Origin of the sequence: Aerococcus urinaehominis (assembly GCF_001543245.1) — a bacterium.
Taxonomy (GTDB): domain Bacteria; phylum Bacillota; class Bacilli; order Lactobacillales; family Aerococcaceae; genus Aerococcus; species Aerococcus urinaehominis.
The window spans coordinates 978970-1000434 of the sequence record NZ_CP014163.1; the positions used below are offsets into that span (position 1 = coordinate 978970).

Sequence of the window (21465 nt, forward strand, 5' to 3'; positions counted from 1 at the left end):
AGACGAAGCTATGACTAAAGAAAATGCTGCCATTATTATGGCCCTAGCCTGTGTGGCTATCAATATCTATATTGTTTGGAAAGGACAAACAGCTGAGGGAATGACTGCCCGCCAGCAAGCTCGGCTAAAAACTGTCAGTGGTGTTTGTCTGCTCCTAGCTTTTATTGCCATGACCTTTGGCAGCCAACTGGGCCTGAAATAGGAGGCTAAAGATGTATGTAAAAGATTATATCAAGGCAAACTGGGGCAAGGAGGTCCTGGCCTTTACCGTCAAGGTTGTTGAGTCCATTCTCGAACTCCTAGTACCCTTAGTGATGGCTGACTTAATCAATAACGGCATCAATGCTAATAATCCGGATTATATCTGGCGCCGGGGCCTCTGGCTAATTATTCTACCAGTAACTGGTTACTGTTTTGCCTTAATTTGCCAATGGTTAGCTTCTGTGACCATGCAAACTGTCGGGACCAACCTGCGCCAGGCCCTCCACCAGCAAATGTCCCGTCTGGATAATGCCCAATTGGACAAAGTTGGGGCCGAATCTATCGTGACCCAAGTCACTAACGATACCAACAATATCCAAGAAGCAGTGGCCAAGTCCCTGCGGCTGGCCTCAAGATCCCCCGTTATTACCATTGGATCCATGTTTATGGCCTTTAGACTTAGCCTGCGGCTGTCACCAATTTTTATTGGGGGCGGTATTTTACTGGCTATTATTTTCTTCTGGATTACCCTAGACTCTAACCGGCGTTTTACCGGCATCCAAAATAAGCTGGACCAATTATCGAGTCTTGTACGAGAGAATCTTAATGGTGTTCGTGTTATCCGGGCCTTTGTTAACCAGGACCGGGAAACCAGCCGTTTCACAGATGAAAACCAAGATATGCGCCAGCAACAGGTTGTTGTGGGCCGGGTCCAAGCCTTAGCGACACCGGGATCACTGACTGTGGTTAACCTCTGTATTGGTCTTATTCTTTACTTTGGTGCCCGCCTGGTTAACAATGGTTTCTTTATGCAAGGAGAAGTCATCGCCCTGATTCAGTACATGAATAATATCTTCCTAGCCCTATCCATTCTAGTGAAATTAATTGTGACCATCAGTCGAGGGGTCGCTTCTGCCAAACGAATTGACCATTTTTTATCTTTAAAACCAACTATCACTAGTCCGGACCAGGCCCAGGCACCAAACGCCGATCCGCGTGGTATGGCAGTAAACTTTGTCGATGTTTCTTTTGGTTACAGTCAAGTAGAGGTCCTTCACCAAGCCCATTTTACAATTAAGCCGGGACAATTTATCGGCATTATTGGGGGGACAGGGTCGGCTAAGACCACCTTAATCAATCTGATTCCCAGATTTTACGATGTCAACCAAGGCCAGGTGCTTGCCAATGGTCAAGATGTCCGCGACTGGCCGCTTAATGCATTAAGGCGAGCTATTGCTCTAGTTCCCCAGAAAGCTACCCTGTTAAAAGGCACTATCCGTGACAATATGAAAATGGCCAAGCCTGAAGCCAGTGACCAAGAAATCTGGCAAGCACTAGATCAAGCCCAAGCTGGTGACTTTGTTCGGGCTAAGGCTGACGGTTTAGATAGTCCTGTTTCCCAAGGTGGCGTCAACTTTTCCGGTGGCCAACGCCAGCGTCTAACTATTGCCCGAGCCCTTTTACAAGATAGTCAATTAATCATCCTTGATGATTCCGTCTCAGCCCTGGATTTTGCTACTGAGCGTCGCTTGCGGGAGGTATTGATGGATTTAGACAAGACCATTATTATGGTCTCTCAGCGGATTTCTTCAATTCGTTATGCTGATCAGATCATCGTTTTAGACCATGGCCAACAAAAAGCTGTTGGTCACCACGATGACCTTTTAGCCCAGTCAGCTAGCTATCAAGAAATTTATTACTCTCAATACCCTGATGAAAGGCCGGAGGTGGACTAGATGCAGACTGCAACTTTAAAATTACTCATTAACTATATTAAACCGCAAAAAGGCCGCTTTTTTGCCATGCTAGTTCTGGCTGTTTTATCAGTGGTTTTTCAGATTATCATTCCCATTCAGATTGGGCGTGCGGTCAATGTTTTGCTTGGTTATCACCAAGTCGATTTTGCTGAGGTTAGCCGGCAAATTTTTATTTTAGTTGGGCTTACCTTAGGTGCTGTATTGGCCCAATTTGGCCAAAATGAGTTGGTTAACCGCTTAACCTATCAAATCAGCTACCAACTACGGCAAAATGTTTTTTTGAAAATTCAGAAACTGCCTCTATCCTATCTGGACCGCCACCCTTATGGTGATATTGTCAGTCGGGCCATTAATGATGTCGACCTGACCAGTAATGGGCTCTTGCAGACCTTCACTTCTCTGTTCACAGGTCTAGCAACAATTATTGGGATTGTGATTATCATGCTTTCCCTTAACTGGAAGATAGGTTTGATTGTCATCATCCTGACTCCTCTATCGGTGATTGTTTCTACCATTATTGCTAATGGTACCTACCGTCACTTCCAAAACCAAGTCCAACTCAGAGGCGAGATGGGAGCTTATATTGATGAAATAGCCAACAACCAGTACCTGGTCAAGGCCTTAGCTTATCAAGACCGTTCCCAAGTCCGTTTCGATGATATTAATAACCGCCTACACCATTCTGGTGTCATCTCACAATTCTATGGCGCCTTAATCAACCCTACTGCCCGTGTGCTTAATGCTTTAGTATACGCAGCTGTTGGCATTTATGGAGCCCTGTCAGTTATCAATGGACAGCTTAGCGTGGGGCTATACTCATCGTTTCTGACCTACGCCCACCAATACACCCAACCCTTTAACGAAATCTCAGCTGTCGTCAACGAGATGCAAATGGCCCTAGCAGCCGCCCACCGGATTTTCGATTTTCTAGGTCAACCAGAAGAAAAAGCTAGTCCGGCTACCGCTACAATTTCTCAGCCTCATGGTGATATTTCTATCCAAAATCTCTACTTCTCTTATGTCTCTGACCAAAAATTAATTGAAGACTTTTCCGTCCAGGTTAAGGCTGGCGATACCGTAGCCATTGTGGGACCAACTGGAGCCGGTAAATCAACGCTGATTAACCTACTCATGCGCTTTTATGAACCTAATGCCGGCCAAATCTTTATCGATGGCATCGATAGTCAAGACCTATCACGAGACAATGTCCGTAGCCTCTTTGGCATGGTGCTCCAAGACGCTTGGATTTTTGCCGGGACCGTTCGTGATAACATTGCCTATGGTAATCCTGAAGCCAGCTTAGACCAGATAATAGCGGCCGCCAAACAGGCTAGCCTCCACCGCTTGATTGAGCAGCTACCGCAAGGCTACGATACCTGGTTAGAAGAGGAAGGAGCCAATATCTCAACTGGCCAAAAACAATTGATTTGTATTGCCCGTATTATTCTCACCGACCCTGATATGCTCATCTTAGACGAGGCGACCTCCTCAATTGACACGGTAACCGAGCAAGCAGTTCAAGCTTCTTTTGACCAATTAATGGAGGGGCGGACTACCTTTATTGTTGCCCACCGTCTGTCAACTATCCAGAAAGCCGATACTATCTTAGTGCTCGACCAGGGACAGGTCATTGAACAAGGCAGCCACCAGGAACTTTTGGACCAAGGCGGCTTCTATCACCAACTCTACTATAGCCAGTTTGATACCGATGATAAGCCTTAAAAGGAGATTACTATGCGACTATATATTGACGAGTCAGGTCTGATTTCTGACCGCAAAAACCCCCGCAACCGTTATTTTGTCATGGCCTTTGTTCAAACCGACCAGGCCAGTAAATGCCGGTCCGAATTTCGCCAAGCAAAAAATGAATATATCATGAGTCATGAAAATTATCCTTATTCCGCTACTGAAGAAATTAAAGGATCAAAGATGCCCAATGAAATGAAGGCTATGATTTTTGACCGCTTGCGGGAAAATACTGATGCCCAGTTCCACTTCCTGGTAATTGATAATTACCAACTCTACGATAACTTACTGAGAATCCCAGCCCTAAGTTTCAACTATTTTATTGGCCTGATGGTTGACCGTACCATTCAACATGAAGGCTATAGTAAGCGTAATCCTGACGCGCTCTTTTTAATGATTGACAATCGTAACCAAGCCGTTGAATCTCTTAATTCTCTAGAAGAGTATTTACAAATTAAATTTACCATTGAAAAAAGACGTTTTGCTGATGTTCAAGTCACTTATCAGGACTCACGTGACCGCGATATGATTCAAATCGCTGATGTCTTCGCTAATACCATCTTCCGCATTGTCCGCAGTGAAGCTATGGGCGACACCGACTCTATCTCCCTAGACCTAGTCAAAAAATGCCGAATTGGCGGCCATCGCTTCTTCCCTAGTGGTAAGAGTGACCTAAACTTTATTAAGTAAAAAACAGGCTATCTGAGGCATACATATGTAAAAAAAGCTATCACGCGCTTGATTAATCATGCGCATGATAGCTTTTATTTGTCTTCAGTTTCCATTAAGGCCTAACGTAAACTTCTCACTTGGTCAAAATCAACCTGGGCCTGGTTGATGGCCTCTTGGTTGCCAAAAACGACCAGACTAGCTTGGTCATTGAGCGCTTGATTAAATAAGGGTGCCCGATCACGCAGCTGGTCAATCTGGGTATCCAAGGCCTCTTGCAGACGGCGATCAACATCAGCCTTAGAGGTCCCATTGAAATAGCGGGCCATCATCAGGCGATTCACCCCTTCAGCTGCCAAAGGTCCGTGGAAACTGGTCATGGACCCAATAATATATTGGTCAATTTCTGCCTGACTGAGAGCCAAGCCAGCTAATTCTTGGCCAATATTTTGATAAACGGCAATGGTTCGGTCAATGTTAGGATCACGGTAAGAATATGTAGCCAGGTCTCCTGTCCTAGTTAGGCTTAAACCAGCGCCATAAGCGCCACCCTGAGCCCGAATTTGCTCATAGAGGTAGTCTTTAGACAAGATATTAGCTAGGACCAGGTCATAGCCGGCATAGTCGTAACTATCAGCTGGCAGTAGTCCTCCCATACTAACGTATTGGACATTGGAGTTGCTAGTAATAGCTTCCTTGCGGCCAGGACTAAGTGACAAGTTAAGGACCTGGGGCTGAGCTTGGTGACTACTTAGACCGTCCGCAAAGTGGTGGGTCAAGCTAATTAGGTCACTTTGACGGTCTCGGTCTGCTGTTAAGGCAATGGTGACACGTTCTTTGTTCCAGATTTTAGTTTGAAAATCAGCAAAGTGGGCCAGCATCTTTTCATAATAAGCACCAAAGTCAGCTAAGCCAGATTTGAGATGGTCATAGTAGCCCAGACCATGGAGCTGGTCATCCAGATAATCAGCCTGGCTGGTGAAAGACCGTAGGCGACGCATAGCAAAACGGTGGCCGTTATTTTCAAAGGACCCCTCTAGGTCATTTTTAAGACGCTGTAGGATAGTCTTGACCCGGTCGCGATTAGAAAAATCACTAGCCAACATAATCTCTTGAACCAAAGCTAGGGCCTGGCTAGTGTAGTTGGCCAAAGAGGCAAAGGAAACATCTAGTTGCAGGCAATAGTCTGTTTGATTTGGTCGATAAATGCGCGGCGTTAGGTCAAGGCCAGCTGTTAGTTTCATTAACTCAATATCCAGCTCTTGGAAACTATAATTTTTTGTGGCAACTGATCCCAATAAATAGGCCCAATCTTGTAGATAAGGAATTTGGTCTGAGCTGATTTCATCAACCGGGAAATAGAAATCTAGGTAGTCGATACCGTTGCTATCAAAGGCGTGGAAGCAACTTGTATAGGCAGCCTGATTAATTTCTTGATCGATTGGCTTAGTTTGGCGGTCAACCTCATCTAATGTCAAGCTTGGTAAAGTTGCCAGGTTTTCTGGCGAATCACCAGCCATTTGATAGCTGCGCAAGTCTTCGTTAGCAGCGATTAAGTCAGCCACTTCTTGGTCAGACATGGCCGTCTGTTGGTTGGCCAAATCGTTTGCTAGTTCTTGGTCTAGCTGACTAAAAATACCTGACTGGGGTTGGTGGACTAAAAACTGTTTGCTGGTGGCCGGCAAGATTTTTTTCCGGATAATATCTTCAATGAGATTATTATCGATTGCTGCCCTAACCGCTTTAAAAATTGGCCCATAATTCAGGCTTTGTTCAATATCCATACCATACCGCCACTTAGTCATCACCTGAATAAAGAGCGAGACCCCTCGATTAGCACCACCAGCGCGCCGGATTTGTAACTCGTTAGCATTCATAATGGCATGAACCAGGTCCTTGTTAACGCCCTGATCAGCTTGCTTGGCTAATTCATCTTCGATAATTTTTAAGATTCGATCGGCCTGACTAGCATCAGCCTTTTCTAAAATTAAACCAAAATTTTGGTAACAGCCATCGCCTGAAATAGCCGAAATATCAGCACCATAGCCAGCGTCTACTAGTGCTTGGCGCAAGGGGCTAGATTCGGCATTAATTAAAACATCACTCACCAAAGAGTTAATAAATTGGTCTTCAATTGCCTGACTTTGGCCCATATTAACCACATAGGATAGATAAGAATCAGTTTCAGCAGTCATATCCTGGTCGCCATCATAGTAGACGGTGTCACGTTTAAATCCTACCTGGTTGTTAGGCATCATGATTTGACTTTTGCCACGGCCACTGGCGGTAAATTCAGCAAAAAAGTCCCCATCAATTTGAGCCAAGGCCCGCTCAATGTCGATATTACCATACAGGTAGGTCAGGGCATTTTCTGGCCGGTAGTGGCGGCGGTGGAAGTCCAGGAAGTCTTGGTAAGTCAATTTAGGAATATCGTAAGGATAGCCACCTGATTCATGGGCATAGGTGGATTCAGGATGAAAATTTTGAGTCACCTGCTGGTAGACTGTCCGATCTGGGGTAGAATAGGCGCCACGCATTTCATTGTAGACCACCCCGTTATAGGTCATAGCCTCACCTTTATCAAAAAGTTCTAAATGCCAACCCTCTTGCTTAAAAATCCGTTCCTCTTCATAAATACGCGGAAAAAGAGTCGCATCCAAGTATACATCCATGAGATTATGGAAGTCGCGTTCATTCATTGAAGCAACCGGATAAATGGTCATATCAGCAAAGGTCATGGCATTCAAAAAGGTCGACATGGACCGCTTGAGCATCTGCATAAAAGGATCCTTGGCCGGATACTTGCGTGAGCCAGATAAAACCGCATGTTCAACAATATGGGCTACACCAGTTGAGTCTTCAGGTGGGGTTAGAAAGCCAATACCAAAGGTTCGATTATCGTCATCTGTTTTTAACCAAACTACTTGGCCCCCTGACTTAAGGTGTGTAAATTGATAGATTTGCCCGTCAATATCACCAGCTGGGCTTACCTGGTCCAGCCGAAAACCATAGCCAGTCCAATCTTTTTGCATAATAAAAACTCCTCTAATTTAGATAATAGAACCAGTATAACATCAAAAAAGTGTCAAGCATACTCTAGTGCTAGTGGTTTATAGATGCAAATTTTGCCTCTGGTTAGCTTTAGCCTCCCGCTGATCACGGCTAGCCTGGCTGACTTGGTAAAGGGTCCAAGCAGCTGATACTAGAGGAGTAATCAGGGCAGCTACAATAACGCCAATCCAATTGAAAGCTAGACTACACACCAATAAAATCACTAGAGATAGCCACCATGGTAGATTAAGATCTTTGCCCAAACCCCTAATTTCGGCAATTTGGTTAATTATCTGCAAGATGATAAAAACCAGCGCTAATTGCCAGGCCAGACTAGTCGTCCCTGTCATTAATAAGTAAATAATCCAAGGGACGAAGATAACAGTCGAGCCAATTAGGGGCAAGATATCAATCAGGACGATGCCTAAAGCCAGACCAAAATAATAGTTCAAACCTAGATAATAAAAGGCCACTGTTAAAACTAGTAGTTGGATAAAAAATAATTTAACTTGCAACTTTAGATACCGCTTAAAGTGCTGGTAGGCCAGGTTAAAATAATTTTGCCAACTAAATTTATGCATTAGACCACTCCTTTTTCTTATTATAATTTTTTGAGGCTTTAAAAACACCGGACTTGGGCTGTATTTTGCTATAATAGTTTTCATTAAAGAGAAAGGTTGATTAATATGTCTTGGATTAACTATCACTCTAGCCCAAAAAATATTTTAATGGGTTCTACCAGTAAAAATAACCAGCTAGACCTCGGTGGCAATACCGCCCTCCACACTGGTCAAGACAGTGACCTTGTTATTAAAAACCGCCAAATCCTAGCCGATGATATGGGCTACTCGCTTGACCGCTTTGTCTTTAGCCAGCAGACCCATTCAGCTAATAGTCAGCTCATCAAGAACAAGCAAGCTGGACGAGGGGCCTTCAGTAACGACCTGGCCATTGCTAATACGGATGCCTTATACTCTTTTGAAAAAAATCTAGTGTTAACCTGTTTCACTGCTGATTGTGTGCCAGTCACTTTTTATGAAGAAGAAGCCGGTCTGATTGGCTTAATCCATTCCGGCTGGCGCGGCACCCTTCAAAATATTAGTGGCTTAACTATGGCTAAAATTGCTCATGACCACCAGGTTGACCTCGGAAAAGTCAAGGCCCATATTGGCCAAGCCCTCTGTCAGGATTGCTTTGAAGTGGATAGGGATGTTGGTTTAGCCTTCCAAGAACTGGACCACCAAGTCCAGTGGATTAACTACCGAGCTAACCAGAACAAGTATTATATCGATAATCAAGCCTTTGTTGTTAGCCAGTTGGAAGAAGCCGGTCTTAATCCTGAAAATATCAGCATTGACCGCCACTGCACCCTAGAAAATGATCAAGCCTTCTCCTATCGAGAAAATCGCACGCCAGGGCGCCAGCTGCATTTTATTGTGAGAAAGGCTTAGTCTTTAGCCCAACCTACCTGATTGCATATAAAATTAATCAAGTAGCACATTGCTTGATTAACTTGTCTAGCTGAAAAAGATAATTATTTCATATTTTAAAAGATAGTAAAGGCGGCTGAAATCCATCAAGTTTCAGCCGCCTGTTTTATATCACTAAATATTTAATTAATGTTTAGCGCATATCGCGAAAACCACCCTGGCCGACAATTTCGTCATAAAGAATACGGCGTACATCGTCATCAGTAAGCGGGGCTTTTTCACTCTCGACATGCGTCTTATTACCAGCTGGCGCCTTACCATCATTTTCTTCATAAATGCGGCGAATGGCATGCACACTGTAACCTTCCTGCAGGTAATCCTTAATATCCAAAAGTTGGTCAACATCATTCAAAGAATACATACGACGATTGGTATCTGTACGCTGGGGCTTAACTAGACCTTGTTCTTCATAATACCTAATCTGCCGGGCTGTTAAATCAGTCAGTTTCATTACTGTTCCAATGGGAAAAACCGCCATGGAACGACGTAATTCTTTCTCCTTCATACACTTCACCTCTTCAGGGTAATGTTACAATTTATTACATATAATGTCAACCGCTTTCTTTTTGAAAACCCCTGTTTTAGGCCCGGCTTAATCCTACTTTTGGCCTACTTGAAAACTTGCATCCTGCCTAACATTTACTTATACTCTCTAAAGTAGACTATTTATGAAAGGAAATCGCCTTGGAAGATAGAAGAAAAGAACTCAAACAAGCCGAAAAAGGCTCTTGGATATCCCTAATTGCTTACCTCATTATTTCTGCTGGCAAACTCCTAGCTGGCTATTTACTCCATTCCGCCGCTCTCGTCGCCGATGGCTACAACAATCTCAGTGACTCAATAAATTCTATTGCCATGATTGTTGGTTTGCGCTATGCTCAAAAACCCGCTGATGCCAACCACCGCTACGGCCACTGGAAGGGAGAGACGGTAGCTACCCTGGCCATGAGTTTTATGATCCTATATATCGGTATTCAGGTTACCTTAACGGCTATAAAACAAGTCTTAAATCCCAGCAACCAGCAACCCAGCCTGATGACCGCTACCGTAGCTGGTTTATCAGCCCTAATCATGCTGGGGGTTTACTGGTATAACCAGCGATTAGCTAAACGCGTCCACAGCGATGGTCTAGCTGCTGCCGCCAAAGACAACCTAGCTGACATGCTAACTTCTCTAGCCACTATGCTAGCCGTGATTGCCAGTAAGGCTGGTTGGTCTTGGGCCGATCCCGTCATGGCTGTCATTGTCGGTCTCATCATTTTAAAAACCGGTTTAGAAATTTTTGTTGAGAGTGTCTTTGTACTAACCGATGGTTTTCCGGAAGATGAGTTAATGATGTATCGGGAAGAGATTCTCAAGGTAAGGGGTGTACTAGCTGTTAAATCTATCCGGGGCCGTTCTTATGGCGGCCGTCCTTCCCTAGATGTGACCATCTTGGTTGACCCTAGCCTGACTATCGTCCAGGCCCACGACATTAGTGACCAAGTTGAGGAATTTTTGGATGACCTATTTGCCATTCATTCAGCTGATATCCATGTTGAGCCCATGGATGTTTAGCTACTACTAATCAGATAGCAAAGTGAGGGTGCGACTTTTGTCACACCCCTATTTTTTAATTACAGGTAAAATATTTGAAAGCGTTTTTTTGTATACTAAGCTAATTTTGTAGGAAACGTTACTAACCGAAAGTGAGGAATTAAAATGAACAAAAGATTCAACTGGCTTAGATTTAGTTTACTTTTCCTCTGGCCCATGTTTACCGGCTCAGATCCGGCTGCCCTGCTTTTTTCAAATGAGAGCTACCAACATATCTTTAACCTCTCCTTTATTATCCTAGGTGTTATCCTCATATACAAAGCAACCGAGCCTTGCGATAGTCAGAAAGATGACAGTCGATAAAGCCAAGCGCCCTCGATTTTTTCAATCAAGGGCGCTTTATTTTTATCAAAAATTAGGCTGAATGATGGTTCTTAAGTGCCTGGGTCAACTGGTCCATAGCTTGGCGAATAATATCAGGTCTGGTAGCTAAATTAAGACGAATATGACAATCATCCGGCTTGGTTGGCCAGTAGTCACGACCATAATTGACCGCCAAACCAGCCTGGTCTTGAACAAGACTAGTCAGTTGATCGGGACTAACATAGGCGCCTAAGTCAACAAAGCAGAGATAGGTAGCCTGCAGGTCAGCAATTTTTATAGCTGGAAATTCGGCTAGACTAGCTTTGACAGTTTGATAATTTTCCCAGACGATATCAATCACCTGGTCTAACCAGTCTTGACCGTGCGTAAAGGCCGCCTCAGCAGCAATGTAGCCAGCCGGTGCCCCCGTACCCAGGTGAATGGTCTTGGTATAGCGGTCATAAATAGCACGCAGGTCAGGATTTTTAATAATCATAAAGGAATGACTAAAGGCAGCTAGGTTAAAGGTTTTAGAAGCAGCGGTAAAAATCACTAACTTATCAAAATCATTAACTAAACAACCAGTCGTTATAAATTCATGGCCTGGCATAATCAGGTCACGGTGAATTTCGTCAGCAAACAAAAAGACATCATATTGGCAGCAAAGATCAATTACTTTTGTCAACTCTTCCTGGCTCCAAATCCGGCCAATCGGATTATGGGGAGAGCAAAGAATAAAGACTTTTACCCCGTCCTTAAAAGCTGCCTCTAAACTATCAAAATCCATCCGATAGCCCGCTTCATCATCACCCAATAGATCTTGCATCACTAGCTCACGATTAGCCTCTAATACAACTGTTCTAAAGGGATCATAAACTGGATTTTGAATTAACACTTTATCCCCTTCATTGGTGAAAGCTTGTAAGGCTAGGGCTAGCCCAGTACATACACCCGGCGTGTACCGGTACCAACTGGCCTCAGTCGTATAGTTAAAGTGGTCCTTGGCCCATTTAATTAAGGCCTGATAATAGGAATCGGGAACAGAAAAATAGCCATATTGGTTGCGCTCAGTATAGTCTACTAGCGCTTGGACCACCTCAGGCACAGTACCAAAATCCATATCTGCAATCCAGAGGGGAAGCAGATCGTTAGCGCCGTATTTTCCGGTCATACCTGTCCATTTAATAACAGGACTGCCTTCACGGTCGGGGCTTAAATCTTTTAATACATCTACCATACTATTTACCTCCGTTTTTATTAGTCAAATTCATTTTAACATAGATTATAAGGCAGAGTGATTGTCACTAGCGAACACTGTTTATACTTAGAGACGATAATATTTATAAATAAGTTAGCGCTTTCTAAATATAAGGGAGCGTGCTATTATTAAGATGTAAATGTGTATTGATTATAAGGAGGAACTTTAATGAAAAATGCTATAATTCTTGCTTCCCACTCCCTAAAGCTCAGCCAAGGTACCAAAGAGCTCATTCAAGCCCTAGTTCCTGATCAGGAAGGTAGTTATAAAATCTTTACAGCTGGTGGTACTGAAAATGGCCACACTGGTACCAGTCCAATTATTGTGCTAAACGCCTATACCAAGGCCCAGGAAGCTGGTTGTGATTACATTTATGTTTTCTATGATATGGGGTCAGCCAAAATGGCAGCTGAAACTGCCCTGGACTTTGTTAATAGCGCAGAATTAAAAGCTAAAATTAAAATTATCGACCAAGCTGCCTTTGTAGAAGGCGCCTATGTAGCAGCTGTCCAATCAACGATTCAAAGCAATCCAGAGGAATTAGTAGCCGAAGTCCTGCAAGCAACTAATTATTAAATTTAGCGACTAATTAGGAGGTATTGGTATGAAAAAGATTATTAATGACCCTAGCCAAGTTGTCCAAGAAATGCTGCACGGCATTGAGACCGCCCATGCTGATTTAATATACCGGCCCCAAGATAGTCAAGTGATTGCCCGCAAGGTTGAGACTCCTTCTATCGTGGGGATTATCTCTGGTGGTGGTTCAGGTCACGAGCCTAGCCATGCCGGTTTTGTTGGTAAAGGGATGCTATCTGCTGCCGCCTGCGGAGAAGTTTTCACCTCACCATCTCCTGACCAGGTTTTAACTGCTATCAAGGCAGCTGATAACGGTCAAGGTGTCTTCTTAATTATTAAAAATTACAGTGGTGATGTCATGAATTTCGAAATGGCCATGGAACTAGCTGAAATCGAAGATATTAAAACCGCTTCAGTAGTAGTTGATGATGACATTGCTATCGAGGATTCTTCCTTTACAGCTGGCCGTCGTGGTGTTGCTGGTACCGTTCTCATGCACAAAATCATCGGCTACTATGCTGACCAAGGCAAAACTTTAGATGAACTAAAAGCAATTGCTGACCAAGTAAATGCTCACCTGGCAACAATCGGTTTAGCCCTTACTGCAGCTACCGTACCAGAAGTCGGTAAACCTGGTTTTGAAATTGCCGACGATGAATTTGAATACGGTATCGGCATCCATGGCGAACCCGGCTATCGACGTGAAAAAATGAAAACTAGCCAGGAGATGGCCCAAGAATTGACCTCCCAACTTAAAGGTGAGCTGAACTGGCAGGATGGAGATCATTATGCCGTTCTCGTTAACGGTATGGGGGCGACACCCCTGGTTGAGCTCTATATCTTTTGGCAAGATGTGGCCCGTTTGTTAGCCGATGAAGGCTTAAATATTGATTTTGTCAAGGTTGATGAATTTATGACCAGCCTAGATATGGCCGGCCTTTCTCTGACACTATTAGCCTTAGACGACCAAGACTGGCTGACTGCCCTTAATAGCCCTGTAGACACTATTGCTTGGAGGTAACTCATGACTGTTGAAGAAGTACTAGCTTGGCTAAATCCCTGGCTAGATCAATTAATTGCTAAAAAAGATTACTTAAGTGACCTAGACCAAAAAATTGGCGACGGCGACCATGGTAATAACATGGCCCGCGGTGCCAAAGCGGTTCAAGAAAGCTTGGCCGCTAATACCCCTGATAATGTCAGCGACCTCTTTAAGCAAGTAGCTATGCAACTTATGTCTAAAGTTGGTGGCGCTGCTGGTCCACTTTATGGCTCAGCCTTTCTCGGTATGGCCCAGAACGGTAGTGAAGATTATGGCGAGCTCTTTAGCGCTGGTTTAGACAAAATTAAAGCCCGGGGCAAGTCTGATGAAGGAGAAAAAACGATGATTGATGTCTGGGCACCTTGTGCTCAAGCCCTGGCCGACAAGCAGCTAGACCAGGCCACTATTGACCAAGCTCTGGCCACTGTCAAGGACTTGAAAGCCACTAAAGGTCGGGCTTCCTACTATGGCGACCGCTCAATTGGAGAAATGGATCCTGGTGCCCAATCATCAGCCTATTTGTTTGAAGCTATTCTAAATAAATGAGTCGAACTCAGTAGAGCAAATACTCAGATTATAATAGTTTAAATTGTCTGAAAACTCTTTGACTAAGACTAGCTATTGTGCTAAAGTTTGAGTATCTATACTTGCCAATTTAGAGGAGTGAAGCAAATGGCTAAGGATGAAAAAGATTTACGTATTCAAAGTCAAGTCTTCGATGGTCCCCTCCGTGTCCCTAACCGGGCAATGATGCGGGCTGTTGGTTTAGACGACGAACAATTTGCCCAACCAAAAGTTGGGGTCGCTAATACAGAGAGCCAGGTTACCCCATGTAATATGCACATGGGTGAACTAGCTAATGAGGCGATTCAGGGTATCAAGGACCATGGTTTCCATCCCTTTGAATTCCATACCATTACCATTTCTGATGGTATTTCTATGGGAACGCCAGGTATGCGTTACTCCCTACCCTCTCGTGATTTAATTGCTGATTCCATTGAAACAGTGGTTAATGGGGAATCGATGGATGGCGTAGTAGCCTTTGGTGGCTGTGATAAAAATATCCCAGGTTGCTTGATCGGTATCGCCAATGCTGGTGTCCCTGCCGTCTTCGTATACGGTGGTACCATTATGCCAGGTAATCTAGACGGAGAAGATTTGGATATTGTCTCCGCCTTCGAAGCTGTTGGTCAGTTCAACGCCGGCACCATCGATGAAGAACGTTTAACAGCCGTAGAAAAAAACGCCTGTCCAGGACCTGGCGCTTGTGGTGGTATGTATACTGCCAACACTATGGCCTCTGCAGCTGAAGCCCTAGGCATGTCACTGCCAGGTTCATCTAGCCATCCAGCGATTACCCAAGATAAGCATGATGATTCACGGGCAGCTGGTGAAGCAGTTTGCCGCTTGATTGAAAAACGCATCTACCCTAAAGATATCATGACCAAAGAAGCCTTCGAAAATGCGATTACGGTCGTGATGGCCTTAGGTGGATCTACTAATGCTATCCTCCACCTCTTAGCGATTGCTCATGCCGTGGAAGTCGACCTTGGTTTAGAAGACTTTGAACGGATTCAAAAACGGGTCCCTCATATCGCTGACTTAAAACCTTCTGGTCGCTATGTCTTTAATGACTTGTACAATGTTGGTGGTGTGCCTGCTGTTATGAAGTACCTCCTAAAAGAAGGCTTCTTGCATGGTGATTGTTTAACTGTTACTGGTAAAACCATGGCCGAAAATCTTGAAGATTTCGATGACCTTAAAGCAGGTCAAGATGTGATTATGTCCCTAGAGAATCCTAAACGGGCTGACGGTCCATTAGTTATCCTACGTGGTAACATCGCGCCTAATGCCTGTGTGTCTAAATTATCCGGTGTTTCAGTTACCCACTTTACCGGTCCAGCTAAAGTTTATGACACTGAAGATGAAGCAGTCCAAGCTGCCATTAATAACGACATTGTCGCTGGTGACGCTGTTATCGTCCGCTATGTTGGACCTAAGGGCGGACCAGGTATGCCAGAAATGTTATCCCTGTCTTCTATTTTAGTTGGTAAGGGCCTGGGTGAAGCCTGTGCCCTCTTAACTGACGGTCGTTTCTCTGGTGGTACGCATGGTTTAGTTGTTGGTCATATTGCCCCTGAAGCCATGGTTGGTGGCCCAATCGGCTTAGTTGAAAATGGTGATATGGTAACGATTGATACCATTAATCGGACCATTGATGTCGATGTCAGCGAAGAAGAATTTGAACGTCGTCGTAGCCAATGGCAACCACGTCAAATCCTACAAAAAGGCGCCCTAGGTAAATATGCCCATAACGTTACCTCAGCTGACCGCGGCGCTGTCACTGACTATGTTAACCGTCGTAAAGAAGATGATGTCTTCTTACACGAAGATTGGGCCCAAGAGCTAATGGATAAATAATCAATTGAATAAATATATCAAAAAGGAGTTGGCTTATGACCAACTCCTTTTTGCTGTCCAAATATTTTACTTAGTTTAAGTTCACCAAGCCTAAACTATTTTCTGACAGGTAATAATAAGCGTAAACCGTTCAAAATAACCATCAAAGTTGACCCCTCATGTAAAATGACACCCAAAGTAATGTCAGTCATTTCCAAGAAGTTTAAAGTTACCAATACCACGACCACAAACATAGCAAAAATAATATTTTGCCAGGTCACTCGCTCCATTTTACGCGCCACCTTGTGGGCATAGACTAATTTGGACAAGTCGTTTTTCATCAATACCAAGTCTGCCACATCAATAGCCACATCGGTTCCTTCACCCATGGCGACACCAACATCTGCTGTCACTAGGGCCGGCGCATCATTTACGCCATCGCCTAGCATAGCAGTTAAACCATGTTGGTCTTGCAAGGCCTTAATATGGTCAGCCTTCTCTTCGGGTAGAATATTAGCATCAACTTGATCTAAGCCTAATTCTTGACCGACACTTTGACCAGTTAATTGACTATCACCGGTCAACATGGCGGTATGGACATCCTGGTCTTTAAAGTAGTTAATCGCTGCTTTAGCCACATCTGTTGGTAAATCCATTAGGGCTATATAACCTAATACCTGGTCATCCCTACCAACTAAAACAACCGTTTTACCTTGGCCTTGGAGGTCACTTACTACTGCTAACTCTTCGGTAAAACTAGTTGGCTTACCAATCCGATAACGGTGACCCTGGTAATCAGCCACTAAACCAATACCCGTCTCATTATGGGCCGTGATATCTGGACTAGCCACCTGGTCAGCAAAGCGTTCAACAATCGCAGTTGCTAGCGGATGGTTGGCACCTTTTTCCATACCTACGACAATCGCTAAAATTTCTTCTTGATCTAGATCCGCTTTAAAATCATAATCCGTCACCTGAGGTTTCCCAGTGGTCAAGGTTCCTGTTTTATCAAAAGCTACGGCTTTAAGACCAGCCAAATGAGATAGGTAATTAGCCCCTTTTACTAGCACACCATAGCGGGCCAAGTTGGAAATAGCTGACAGGCTGGTGGGAAGGGCCGCAGCAGCTAAGGCACAAGGAGAAACTGAAATTAAGAAGACCATAGTCCGGTAAAAACTATACTCCCAGGTCCAACCAATGGCATAGTGACCGAAGATAAAGACTAAAGGTACCATAATCAGGGCTAAAGTCACATAGCGTGGCTCTAATTTTTTGATTAGCGTGGCCGTTTTACTCTGGCTGGTCTGGGCATTTTTTACCATATCCATAATTTGAGCTAAAACTGTTGCTTCTGGATTAGTAGTTACTTTCATTTTAAAGGCCTGGCTACCATTAATGGTGCCGGCAAAAACCTGGTCACCAATCGCTTTCTCACGTGGGATAGACTCACCGTTAATAGCTGACTCATCAATAACTGCCTGACCACTGGTAATCTCACCATCGATAGGAATTTGGTCACCATTTAAGACTTGTACTTGGTCACCGATATTTAAATCGGCAACATCTACTAATTGAGTTGATCCATCTGCTTGGATGAGACGGGCCTGACTAGGATTCATATTTAGCAAGCGCGAAACCTCACGTTTAGATCGGTCATAGGCATAATCTTCGAGAAAGTGAGCGCCAGCAAAAATAAGAATCAAGAGGGCACCTTCTGAAAAATTGCCAATAATCATGGCGCCAAAAGTAGCTAAAGACATAAGCAAGTGAACATTCGGAGCAAAGCGTCCTTGATCTTTACTATCTTTAATTGTATCCATGACACCCTCGCCAATGACATGGTAACCAGCACTAGCAATCGATAGCGTATAAAGGATATTACTAAGTAGCAGTTGGCGGTCACCAACTAATAAAGCTAAGAAAAATAGAACCAAACCTATTAAATAAAGGATAACCGGTAGTTTACCATGATTATGACTAGCTTGGTGGTCATGGTCATGATTATGATTATGTGTTTTTGTGTGATTAGTAGCGCTTGATTTTGACATAATAGGAACTCCTCTCAAATGAAAATATATTCATGTAACCCTTATCTTTATTATATGAATTAAATTTCATATGTCAAGCACCTATTAAGGTATTTGATAAAAATTTCTAGGCAACAGCTAGCAGTCACCTGCCACAAACCTGGCCGTTAACCATTACACCTGCTCGTCTAGCAGGACCAGTGAATAGCCACAAACGGCACGCGCCCTCTCTCTTTAAAGAGTAAAATTATAGCAAGCTATCTATCCACTAAAAAAAAGCCCCACCAGACTAGTTAATCATTAACTTGCTTGGCGGAGCTTTATCTATATTTTATCCATTTATTGTAATCTATTTAGTTAGATGATTAATCGACCATCACTACCCAACCCTCAGGCGCTTCTTTATCACCATATTGGATACCAGTTAATTCTTTATATAGGGCAGTCGTTAGTGGACCTGGTTGGTCGCTATAATCAAATTTGTGTTCTTCACCTTGGTGGGTAATTGAGCCAATCGGTGAAATCACAGCAGCTGTACCCATAGCGCCAGCTTCTTCGTAGCGACCTAAATCATCAATAAAGATATCTCCCTCTTCGACTGGCAATCCCAAACGGTTTTCAGCTAAGTAGAGAATTGACTTCTTGGTAATAGAAGGCAAAATTGAAGGCGAAGCTGGTGTGACAAACTTATGACCGTCACGTTCAATCACAAAGAAGTTAGCTGAACCTGCTTCTTCAATCTTAGTATGGGTAGCTGGATCTAAATAAACCACATCAGCATACCCCTCTGACTTAGCATCTTTACCTGGTTTTAGGGAAGCACCGTAGTTTCCAGCTACCTTAGCAGCACCTGTGCCATGAGGTGCCGCCCGATCATATTCAGAGGTGACAAACTTAGAGGTGCCAAATCCGCCTTTAAAGTAAGGGCCTACTGGCATTACGAATACTGAGAAGATATATTCAGGCGCTGGACCAACACCAATATTATCACCCGTTCCAATCATAAATGGGCGGATATACAAGGTCGCACCAGATCCATATGGTGGGACAAAGTCAGCATTTGCCTTAACGGTTTCTTTAACCGCTTCAATAAATTTTTCTTCTGGATATTCAGGCATAATCAAGCGACGCGCTGAAGCATTCAGACGCTTAGCATTTTCATCAGGGCGGAAGAGACGGATTTGATCATCCTGGCCTCGATAAGCCTTCATACCTTCAAAAATATTTTGTCCATAATGGAAGGCAGTCGATGCTTCAGAAACTGGAATCATATTGCTTTCTTCCAAGCCTTCCTTGTACCACTGGCCATCCTTCCAATAAGCGCGCCAACGGTAGGGTAGATCCATATAACCAAACCCTAATTCTTCAAAATTAATGTCTTTTGCATCGATTGACATCTGTCATTCCTCCTCAATTTTATAATACCATCTAGCCACTAGCATGATGCTGGGCTAGGATCTAATGTGTAGTCTAGACCAACTAATTGCGATAATTTTTCATTAGAAGGAAATTCTCCCATTGAAGCAATCTTATCATTGATTAAGACAATTGGTAGAACATCTTCACCATAGACTTGTAATTTTTTTATCACAGCTTCTGTCCGTGAAAAGGTATAGGGGTCAGATGATGGGTCATGTAAAGTAACAAAATAACCATCAATTGACTGAAGCTGGGTAAAGAAAGCTTCAATCCTTTCCAATTCCTTTACATTAGCATGCTCATTGACAATTGGATTATCTGTTTTTTCGCAGGTCGGAGAGCCACCGCAGCAACCTAAAGTGGCGCCTAGGGGTTCAAATAACTGAACTTTCTTCATGGATAAAATCCCCCTCTTAGTAATAGCTATCATGATGATGATAATGATATGATTATAGTAGTAATTCTACCACAATTGCAAGTTCAATTGTTAGAATTGTCAGATTTTTTAGTTTTATTTGGAGGCTTAGTATGAAAGACAAACAGTATCAACAATATATTATTTGGCGCCAACAAATGCAGATAATGGGAGAAATTTTAGCTGATAGTGGCCATGATGATATCGCTAGTGATATGGGCGCCGCCCCCGCTTGGTCTGCTCAAGATCCCTTAGCCAGAGAAGATTTCAATGAAAGCTTAGCCAACCGTGGGCTTGATCATGTCAGTCAAAGCGAGATGATCCAATTTGAATTAGAATATGATGCATCACTTATTTAGTTACCCTAATTAGGGTAAAGTAAAAGGCTGGCAAATTTTGCCAGCCTTTTATACTAGAGACCTAATAAAGAAATAGTAATCGGCACTAGTACAGCAATTAAGATGCCACAGATAACCATAGCCAGTGACGACATGGCCCCTTGGAGCTCATTGCGTTTAACCGACTCGGCTGTACCCATGGCGTGGGCTGCTGCCCCCATGCCTAAGCCACGAACAAAGTAAGAATCTACCTTAAAGATTTTAAAGATAACATCATTAACAATAACCCCAAAAATACCAGTCAAAATAACTGAACCGACAATGATTGGGACGATGCCACCAATCTCTTCAGTAATCCCCAGGGCAATGGCTGTCGTTACCGATTTAGCTAAAACAGACTTGAGGATAATGGTATCCATACTAAATAAAACAGCAATTAACAGGATGGACAAAATACCTCCAACCATACCAACCAGACAAGAAACAAGAATAGCTAGGAAGTTTTCCTTTAAGACCTTGACTTGCTTATAAACCGGTATAGCTAAAGCAATTGTGGCAGGCGTCAATAAGTAAGTGATAAAACTTGCGCTTTCTTGGTAAGCAGCGACATCCATATCGGTGACAAGTAAAACCAGGATAATTAAAACAACTGCTAATAGTAAGGGATGGGCTAAAGGCGACTTGATTTTACTGGATAGCCAAAGGCCGACAAAATACACAGCTAAAGTTAAGAAAAGCCCATAAGTTGGTAAACTAGTAAATAATTCCATCATTGGTTGATAACCTCCTCAACTTCATTGGCTTGGTCAGCTTGTTTGGCTTCTGATTTATTACGTGTCATAAATTGAGCCGTCTTAGCTGTAATTACCATAATAAAAATAGTTGTAAAGATAATAATAGCTAACCAGGCCCAGATGTGGGGTTTAAGGTCTGGCCACGATGTAATGAGGCCAGCTGCTGGGGCTACGAACATGACTGGCATAATAGCAATTAAAAATTGTCCTGCCTCTTCCACTTGGTCTAACTTAATAAGTCCCGACATCAAACAGGCAAATAAGATAATCATGCCGTAAATTGAGGCTGGTAATGGTAACGGTATCAGTGCGGATAATAACTCAGCGATTAGGGTAATCCCTAAAATAATAAATGTTTGCTTTAAATATTTCATCTTGCTCCC

General features: G+C 43.4%; 20 protein-coding genes. 11 read left to right on the forward strand and 9 right to left on the reverse strand.

Annotation, left to right across the window (positions count from 1 at the left end; genetic code table 11):
- The first annotated feature begins 10 nt into the window (after positions 1-10).
- From AWM75_RS04435 to AWM75_RS04450, 4 genes are read left to right on the forward strand one after another with little or no spacing between them, the layout of a single operon-like run.
- Positions 11-202, forward strand: a complete 192-nt coding sequence (locus AWM75_RS04435; protein WP_067978748.1) for a hypothetical protein — start codon at positions 11-13, stop codon at positions 200-202.
- Between the two features lie 10 nt (positions 203-212).
- Positions 213-1937 carry an ABC transporter ATP-binding protein gene (locus AWM75_RS04440; protein ID WP_067978751.1) on the forward strand — a complete coding sequence of 575 codons (1725 nt, stop codon included), beginning with the start codon at positions 213-215 and terminating at the stop codon, positions 1935-1937.
- Positions 1938-3680 carry an ABC transporter ATP-binding protein gene (locus tag AWM75_RS04445; RefSeq protein WP_067978754.1) on the forward strand — a complete coding sequence of 581 codons (1743 nt, stop codon included), beginning with the start codon at positions 1938-1940 and terminating at the stop codon, positions 3678-3680.
- Positions 3681-3692: 12 nt separating this feature from the next.
- Positions 3693-4394 carry a DUF3800 domain-containing protein gene (locus AWM75_RS04450; RefSeq protein WP_067978757.1) on the forward strand — a complete coding sequence of 234 codons (702 nt, stop codon included), beginning with the start codon at positions 3693-3695 and terminating at the stop codon, positions 4392-4394.
- 101 nt (positions 4395-4495) lie between these two features.
- Here the strand turns inward: AWM75_RS04450 and AWM75_RS04455 are convergent, their stop codons facing one another.
- Both AWM75_RS04455 and AWM75_RS04460 read right to left on the reverse strand, forming a co-directional pair.
- Positions 4496-7405, reverse strand: a complete 2910-nt coding sequence (locus AWM75_RS04455) for an insulinase family protein (protein WP_067978760.1) — start codon at positions 7403-7405, stop codon at positions 4496-4498.
- 78 nt (positions 7406-7483) lie between these two features.
- Complete coding sequence (locus tag AWM75_RS04460; RefSeq protein ID WP_067978763.1) at positions 7484-8005, reverse strand: AI-2E family transporter; 522 nt, start codon at positions 8003-8005, stop codon at positions 7484-7486.
- Between the two features lie 105 nt (positions 8006-8110).
- Here AWM75_RS04460 and pgeF point away from each other — a divergent pair, with 105 nt between their 5' ends.
- Positions 8111-8875: a peptidoglycan editing factor PgeF gene (gene pgeF, locus AWM75_RS04465; RefSeq protein ID WP_067978767.1), complete on the forward strand. Its 765-nt coding sequence runs from the start codon at positions 8111-8113 to the stop codon at positions 8873-8875.
- Positions 8876-9047: 172 nt separating this feature from the next.
- Here the strand turns inward: pgeF and AWM75_RS04470 are convergent, their stop codons facing one another.
- Complete coding sequence (locus AWM75_RS04470) at positions 9048-9419, reverse strand: MerR family transcriptional regulator (protein WP_067978770.1); 372 nt, start codon at positions 9417-9419, stop codon at positions 9048-9050.
- A 179-nt stretch (positions 9420-9598) separates the two neighbouring features.
- Here AWM75_RS04470 and AWM75_RS04475 point away from each other — a divergent pair, with 179 nt between their 5' ends.
- Complete coding sequence (locus AWM75_RS04475; protein ID WP_067978774.1) at positions 9599-10471, forward strand: cation diffusion facilitator family transporter; 873 nt, start codon at positions 9599-9601, stop codon at positions 10469-10471.
- A gap of 394 nt (positions 10472-10865) precedes the next feature.
- Here AWM75_RS04475 and AWM75_RS04485 read toward each other — a convergent pair whose 3' ends face one another.
- On the reverse strand, positions 10866-12050 hold the full coding sequence (locus AWM75_RS04485) for a MalY/PatB family protein (RefSeq protein WP_067978780.1): 1185 nt from the start codon (positions 12048-12050) through the stop codon (positions 10866-10868).
- A 189-nt stretch (positions 12051-12239) separates the two neighbouring features.
- On the opposite strand from AWM75_RS04485, the gene dhaM reads away from it, so the two are divergent.
- The 4 genes from dhaM to ilvD all read left to right on the forward strand — a co-directional run bounded on the left by dhaM (position 12240) and on the right by ilvD (position 16110).
- Positions 12240-12647, forward strand: coding sequence for a dihydroxyacetone kinase phosphoryl donor subunit DhaM (gene dhaM / locus AWM75_RS04490; RefSeq protein WP_067978781.1), 408 nt, complete (start codon positions 12240-12242; stop codon positions 12645-12647).
- Between the two features lie 28 nt (positions 12648-12675).
- Entirely contained in the window at positions 12676-13668 is a 993-nt protein-coding gene (gene dhaK, locus AWM75_RS04495) for a dihydroxyacetone kinase subunit DhaK (RefSeq protein WP_067978784.1), read from the forward strand.
- A 3-nt stretch (positions 13669-13671) separates the two neighbouring features.
- Positions 13672-14235 (forward strand): dihydroxyacetone kinase subunit DhaL, encoded by a 564-nt coding sequence (gene dhaL / locus AWM75_RS04500; protein ID WP_067978787.1) that lies wholly within the window; start codon positions 13672-13674, stop codon positions 14233-14235.
- A gap of 126 nt (positions 14236-14361) precedes the next feature.
- Positions 14362-16110: a dihydroxy-acid dehydratase gene (gene ilvD, locus AWM75_RS04505; RefSeq protein WP_067978789.1), complete on the forward strand. Its 1749-nt coding sequence runs from the start codon at positions 14362-14364 to the stop codon at positions 16108-16110.
- A gap of 95 nt (positions 16111-16205) precedes the next feature.
- Here the strand turns inward: ilvD and AWM75_RS04510 are convergent, their stop codons facing one another.
- From AWM75_RS04510 to AWM75_RS04520, 3 genes are all read right to left on the reverse strand, one after another.
- Entirely contained in the window at positions 16206-18137 is a 1932-nt protein-coding gene (locus AWM75_RS04510) for a heavy metal translocating P-type ATPase (RefSeq protein ID WP_067978791.1), read from the reverse strand.
- A 344-nt stretch (positions 18138-18481) separates the two neighbouring features.
- Entirely contained in the window at positions 18482-19513 is a 1032-nt protein-coding gene (locus tag AWM75_RS04515) for a branched-chain amino acid aminotransferase (protein WP_067978794.1), read from the reverse strand.
- 38 nt (positions 19514-19551) lie between these two features.
- Positions 19552-19932 (reverse strand): arsenic metallochaperone ArsD family protein, encoded by a 381-nt coding sequence (locus AWM75_RS04520; RefSeq protein WP_067978797.1) that lies wholly within the window; start codon positions 19930-19932, stop codon positions 19552-19554.
- A gap of 131 nt (positions 19933-20063) precedes the next feature.
- On the opposite strand from AWM75_RS04520, the gene AWM75_RS04525 reads away from it, so the two are divergent.
- Positions 20064-20309, forward strand: coding sequence for a hypothetical protein (locus AWM75_RS04525; RefSeq protein WP_067978800.1), 246 nt, complete (start codon positions 20064-20066; stop codon positions 20307-20309).
- A 53-nt stretch (positions 20310-20362) separates the two neighbouring features.
- Here the strand turns inward: AWM75_RS04525 and AWM75_RS04530 are convergent, their stop codons facing one another.
- Entirely contained in the window at positions 20363-21061 is a 699-nt protein-coding gene (locus AWM75_RS04530; RefSeq protein WP_067978803.1) for an LrgB family protein, read from the reverse strand.
- Entirely contained in the window at positions 21058-21456 is a 399-nt protein-coding gene (locus AWM75_RS04535; RefSeq protein WP_067978805.1) for a CidA/LrgA family protein, read from the reverse strand. Before AWM75_RS04535 ends, AWM75_RS04530 begins: the two co-directional genes overlap by 4 nt.
- Between the last annotated feature and the right edge of the window lie 9 nt (positions 21457-21465).

Bases quoted from the DNA above. Each gene is read 5' to 3' on its own strand.
- AWM75_RS04520 (WP_067978797.1), bottom strand. From the start codon at position 19,932: ATGAAGAAAGTTCAGTTATTTGAACCCCTAGGCGCCACTTTAGGTTGC.
- AWM75_RS04530 (WP_067978803.1), bottom strand. From the start codon at position 21,061: ATGATGGAATTATTTACTAGTTTACCAACTTATGGGCTTTTCTTAACT.
- dhaL (WP_067978787.1), top strand. From the start codon at position 13,672: ATGACTGTTGAAGAAGTACTAGCTTGGCTAAATCCCTGGCTAGATCAA.
- AWM75_RS04445 (WP_067978754.1), top strand. From the start codon at position 1,938: ATGCAGACTGCAACTTTAAAATTACTCATTAACTATATTAAACCGCAA.
- pgeF (WP_067978767.1), top strand. From the start codon at position 8,111: ATGTCTTGGATTAACTATCACTCTAGCCCAAAAAATATTTTAATGGGT.
- AWM75_RS04460 (WP_067978763.1), bottom strand. From the start codon at position 8,005: ATGCATAAATTTAGTTGGCAAAATTATTTTAACCTGGCCTACCAGCAC.
- AWM75_RS04450 (WP_067978757.1), top strand. From the start codon at position 3,693: ATGCGACTATATATTGACGAGTCAGGTCTGATTTCTGACCGCAAAAAC.
- AWM75_RS04525 (WP_067978800.1), top strand. From the start codon at position 20,064: ATGAAAGACAAACAGTATCAACAATATATTATTTGGCGCCAACAAATG.
- AWM75_RS04485 (WP_067978780.1), bottom strand. From the start codon at position 12,050: ATGGTAGATGTATTAAAAGATTTAAGCCCCGACCGTGAAGGCAGTCCT.
- AWM75_RS04440 (WP_067978751.1), top strand. From the start codon at position 213: ATGTATGTAAAAGATTATATCAAGGCAAACTGGGGCAAGGAGGTCCTG.
- dhaM (WP_067978781.1), top strand. From the start codon at position 12,240: ATGAAAAATGCTATAATTCTTGCTTCCCACTCCCTAAAGCTCAGCCAA.
- AWM75_RS04435 (WP_067978748.1), top strand. From the start codon at position 11: ATGACTAAAGAAAATGCTGCCATTATTATGGCCCTAGCCTGTGTGGCT.
- ilvD (WP_067978789.1), top strand. From the start codon at position 14,362: ATGGCTAAGGATGAAAAAGATTTACGTATTCAAAGTCAAGTCTTCGAT.
- AWM75_RS04535 (WP_067978805.1), bottom strand. From the start codon at position 21,456: ATGAAATATTTAAAGCAAACATTTATTATTTTAGGGATTACCCTAATC.
- AWM75_RS04510 (WP_067978791.1), bottom strand. From the start codon at position 18,137: ATGTCAAAATCAAGCGCTACTAATCACACAAAAACACATAATCATAAT.
- AWM75_RS04455 (WP_067978760.1), bottom strand. From the start codon at position 7,405: ATGCAAAAAGATTGGACTGGCTATGGTTTTCGGCTGGACCAGGTAAGC.
- AWM75_RS04470 (WP_067978770.1), bottom strand. From the start codon at position 9,419: ATGAAGGAGAAAGAATTACGTCGTTCCATGGCGGTTTTTCCCATTGGA.
- dhaK (WP_067978784.1), top strand. From the start codon at position 12,676: ATGAAAAAGATTATTAATGACCCTAGCCAAGTTGTCCAAGAAATGCTG.
- AWM75_RS04515 (WP_067978794.1), bottom strand. From the start codon at position 19,513: ATGTCAATCGATGCAAAAGACATTAATTTTGAAGAATTAGGGTTTGGT.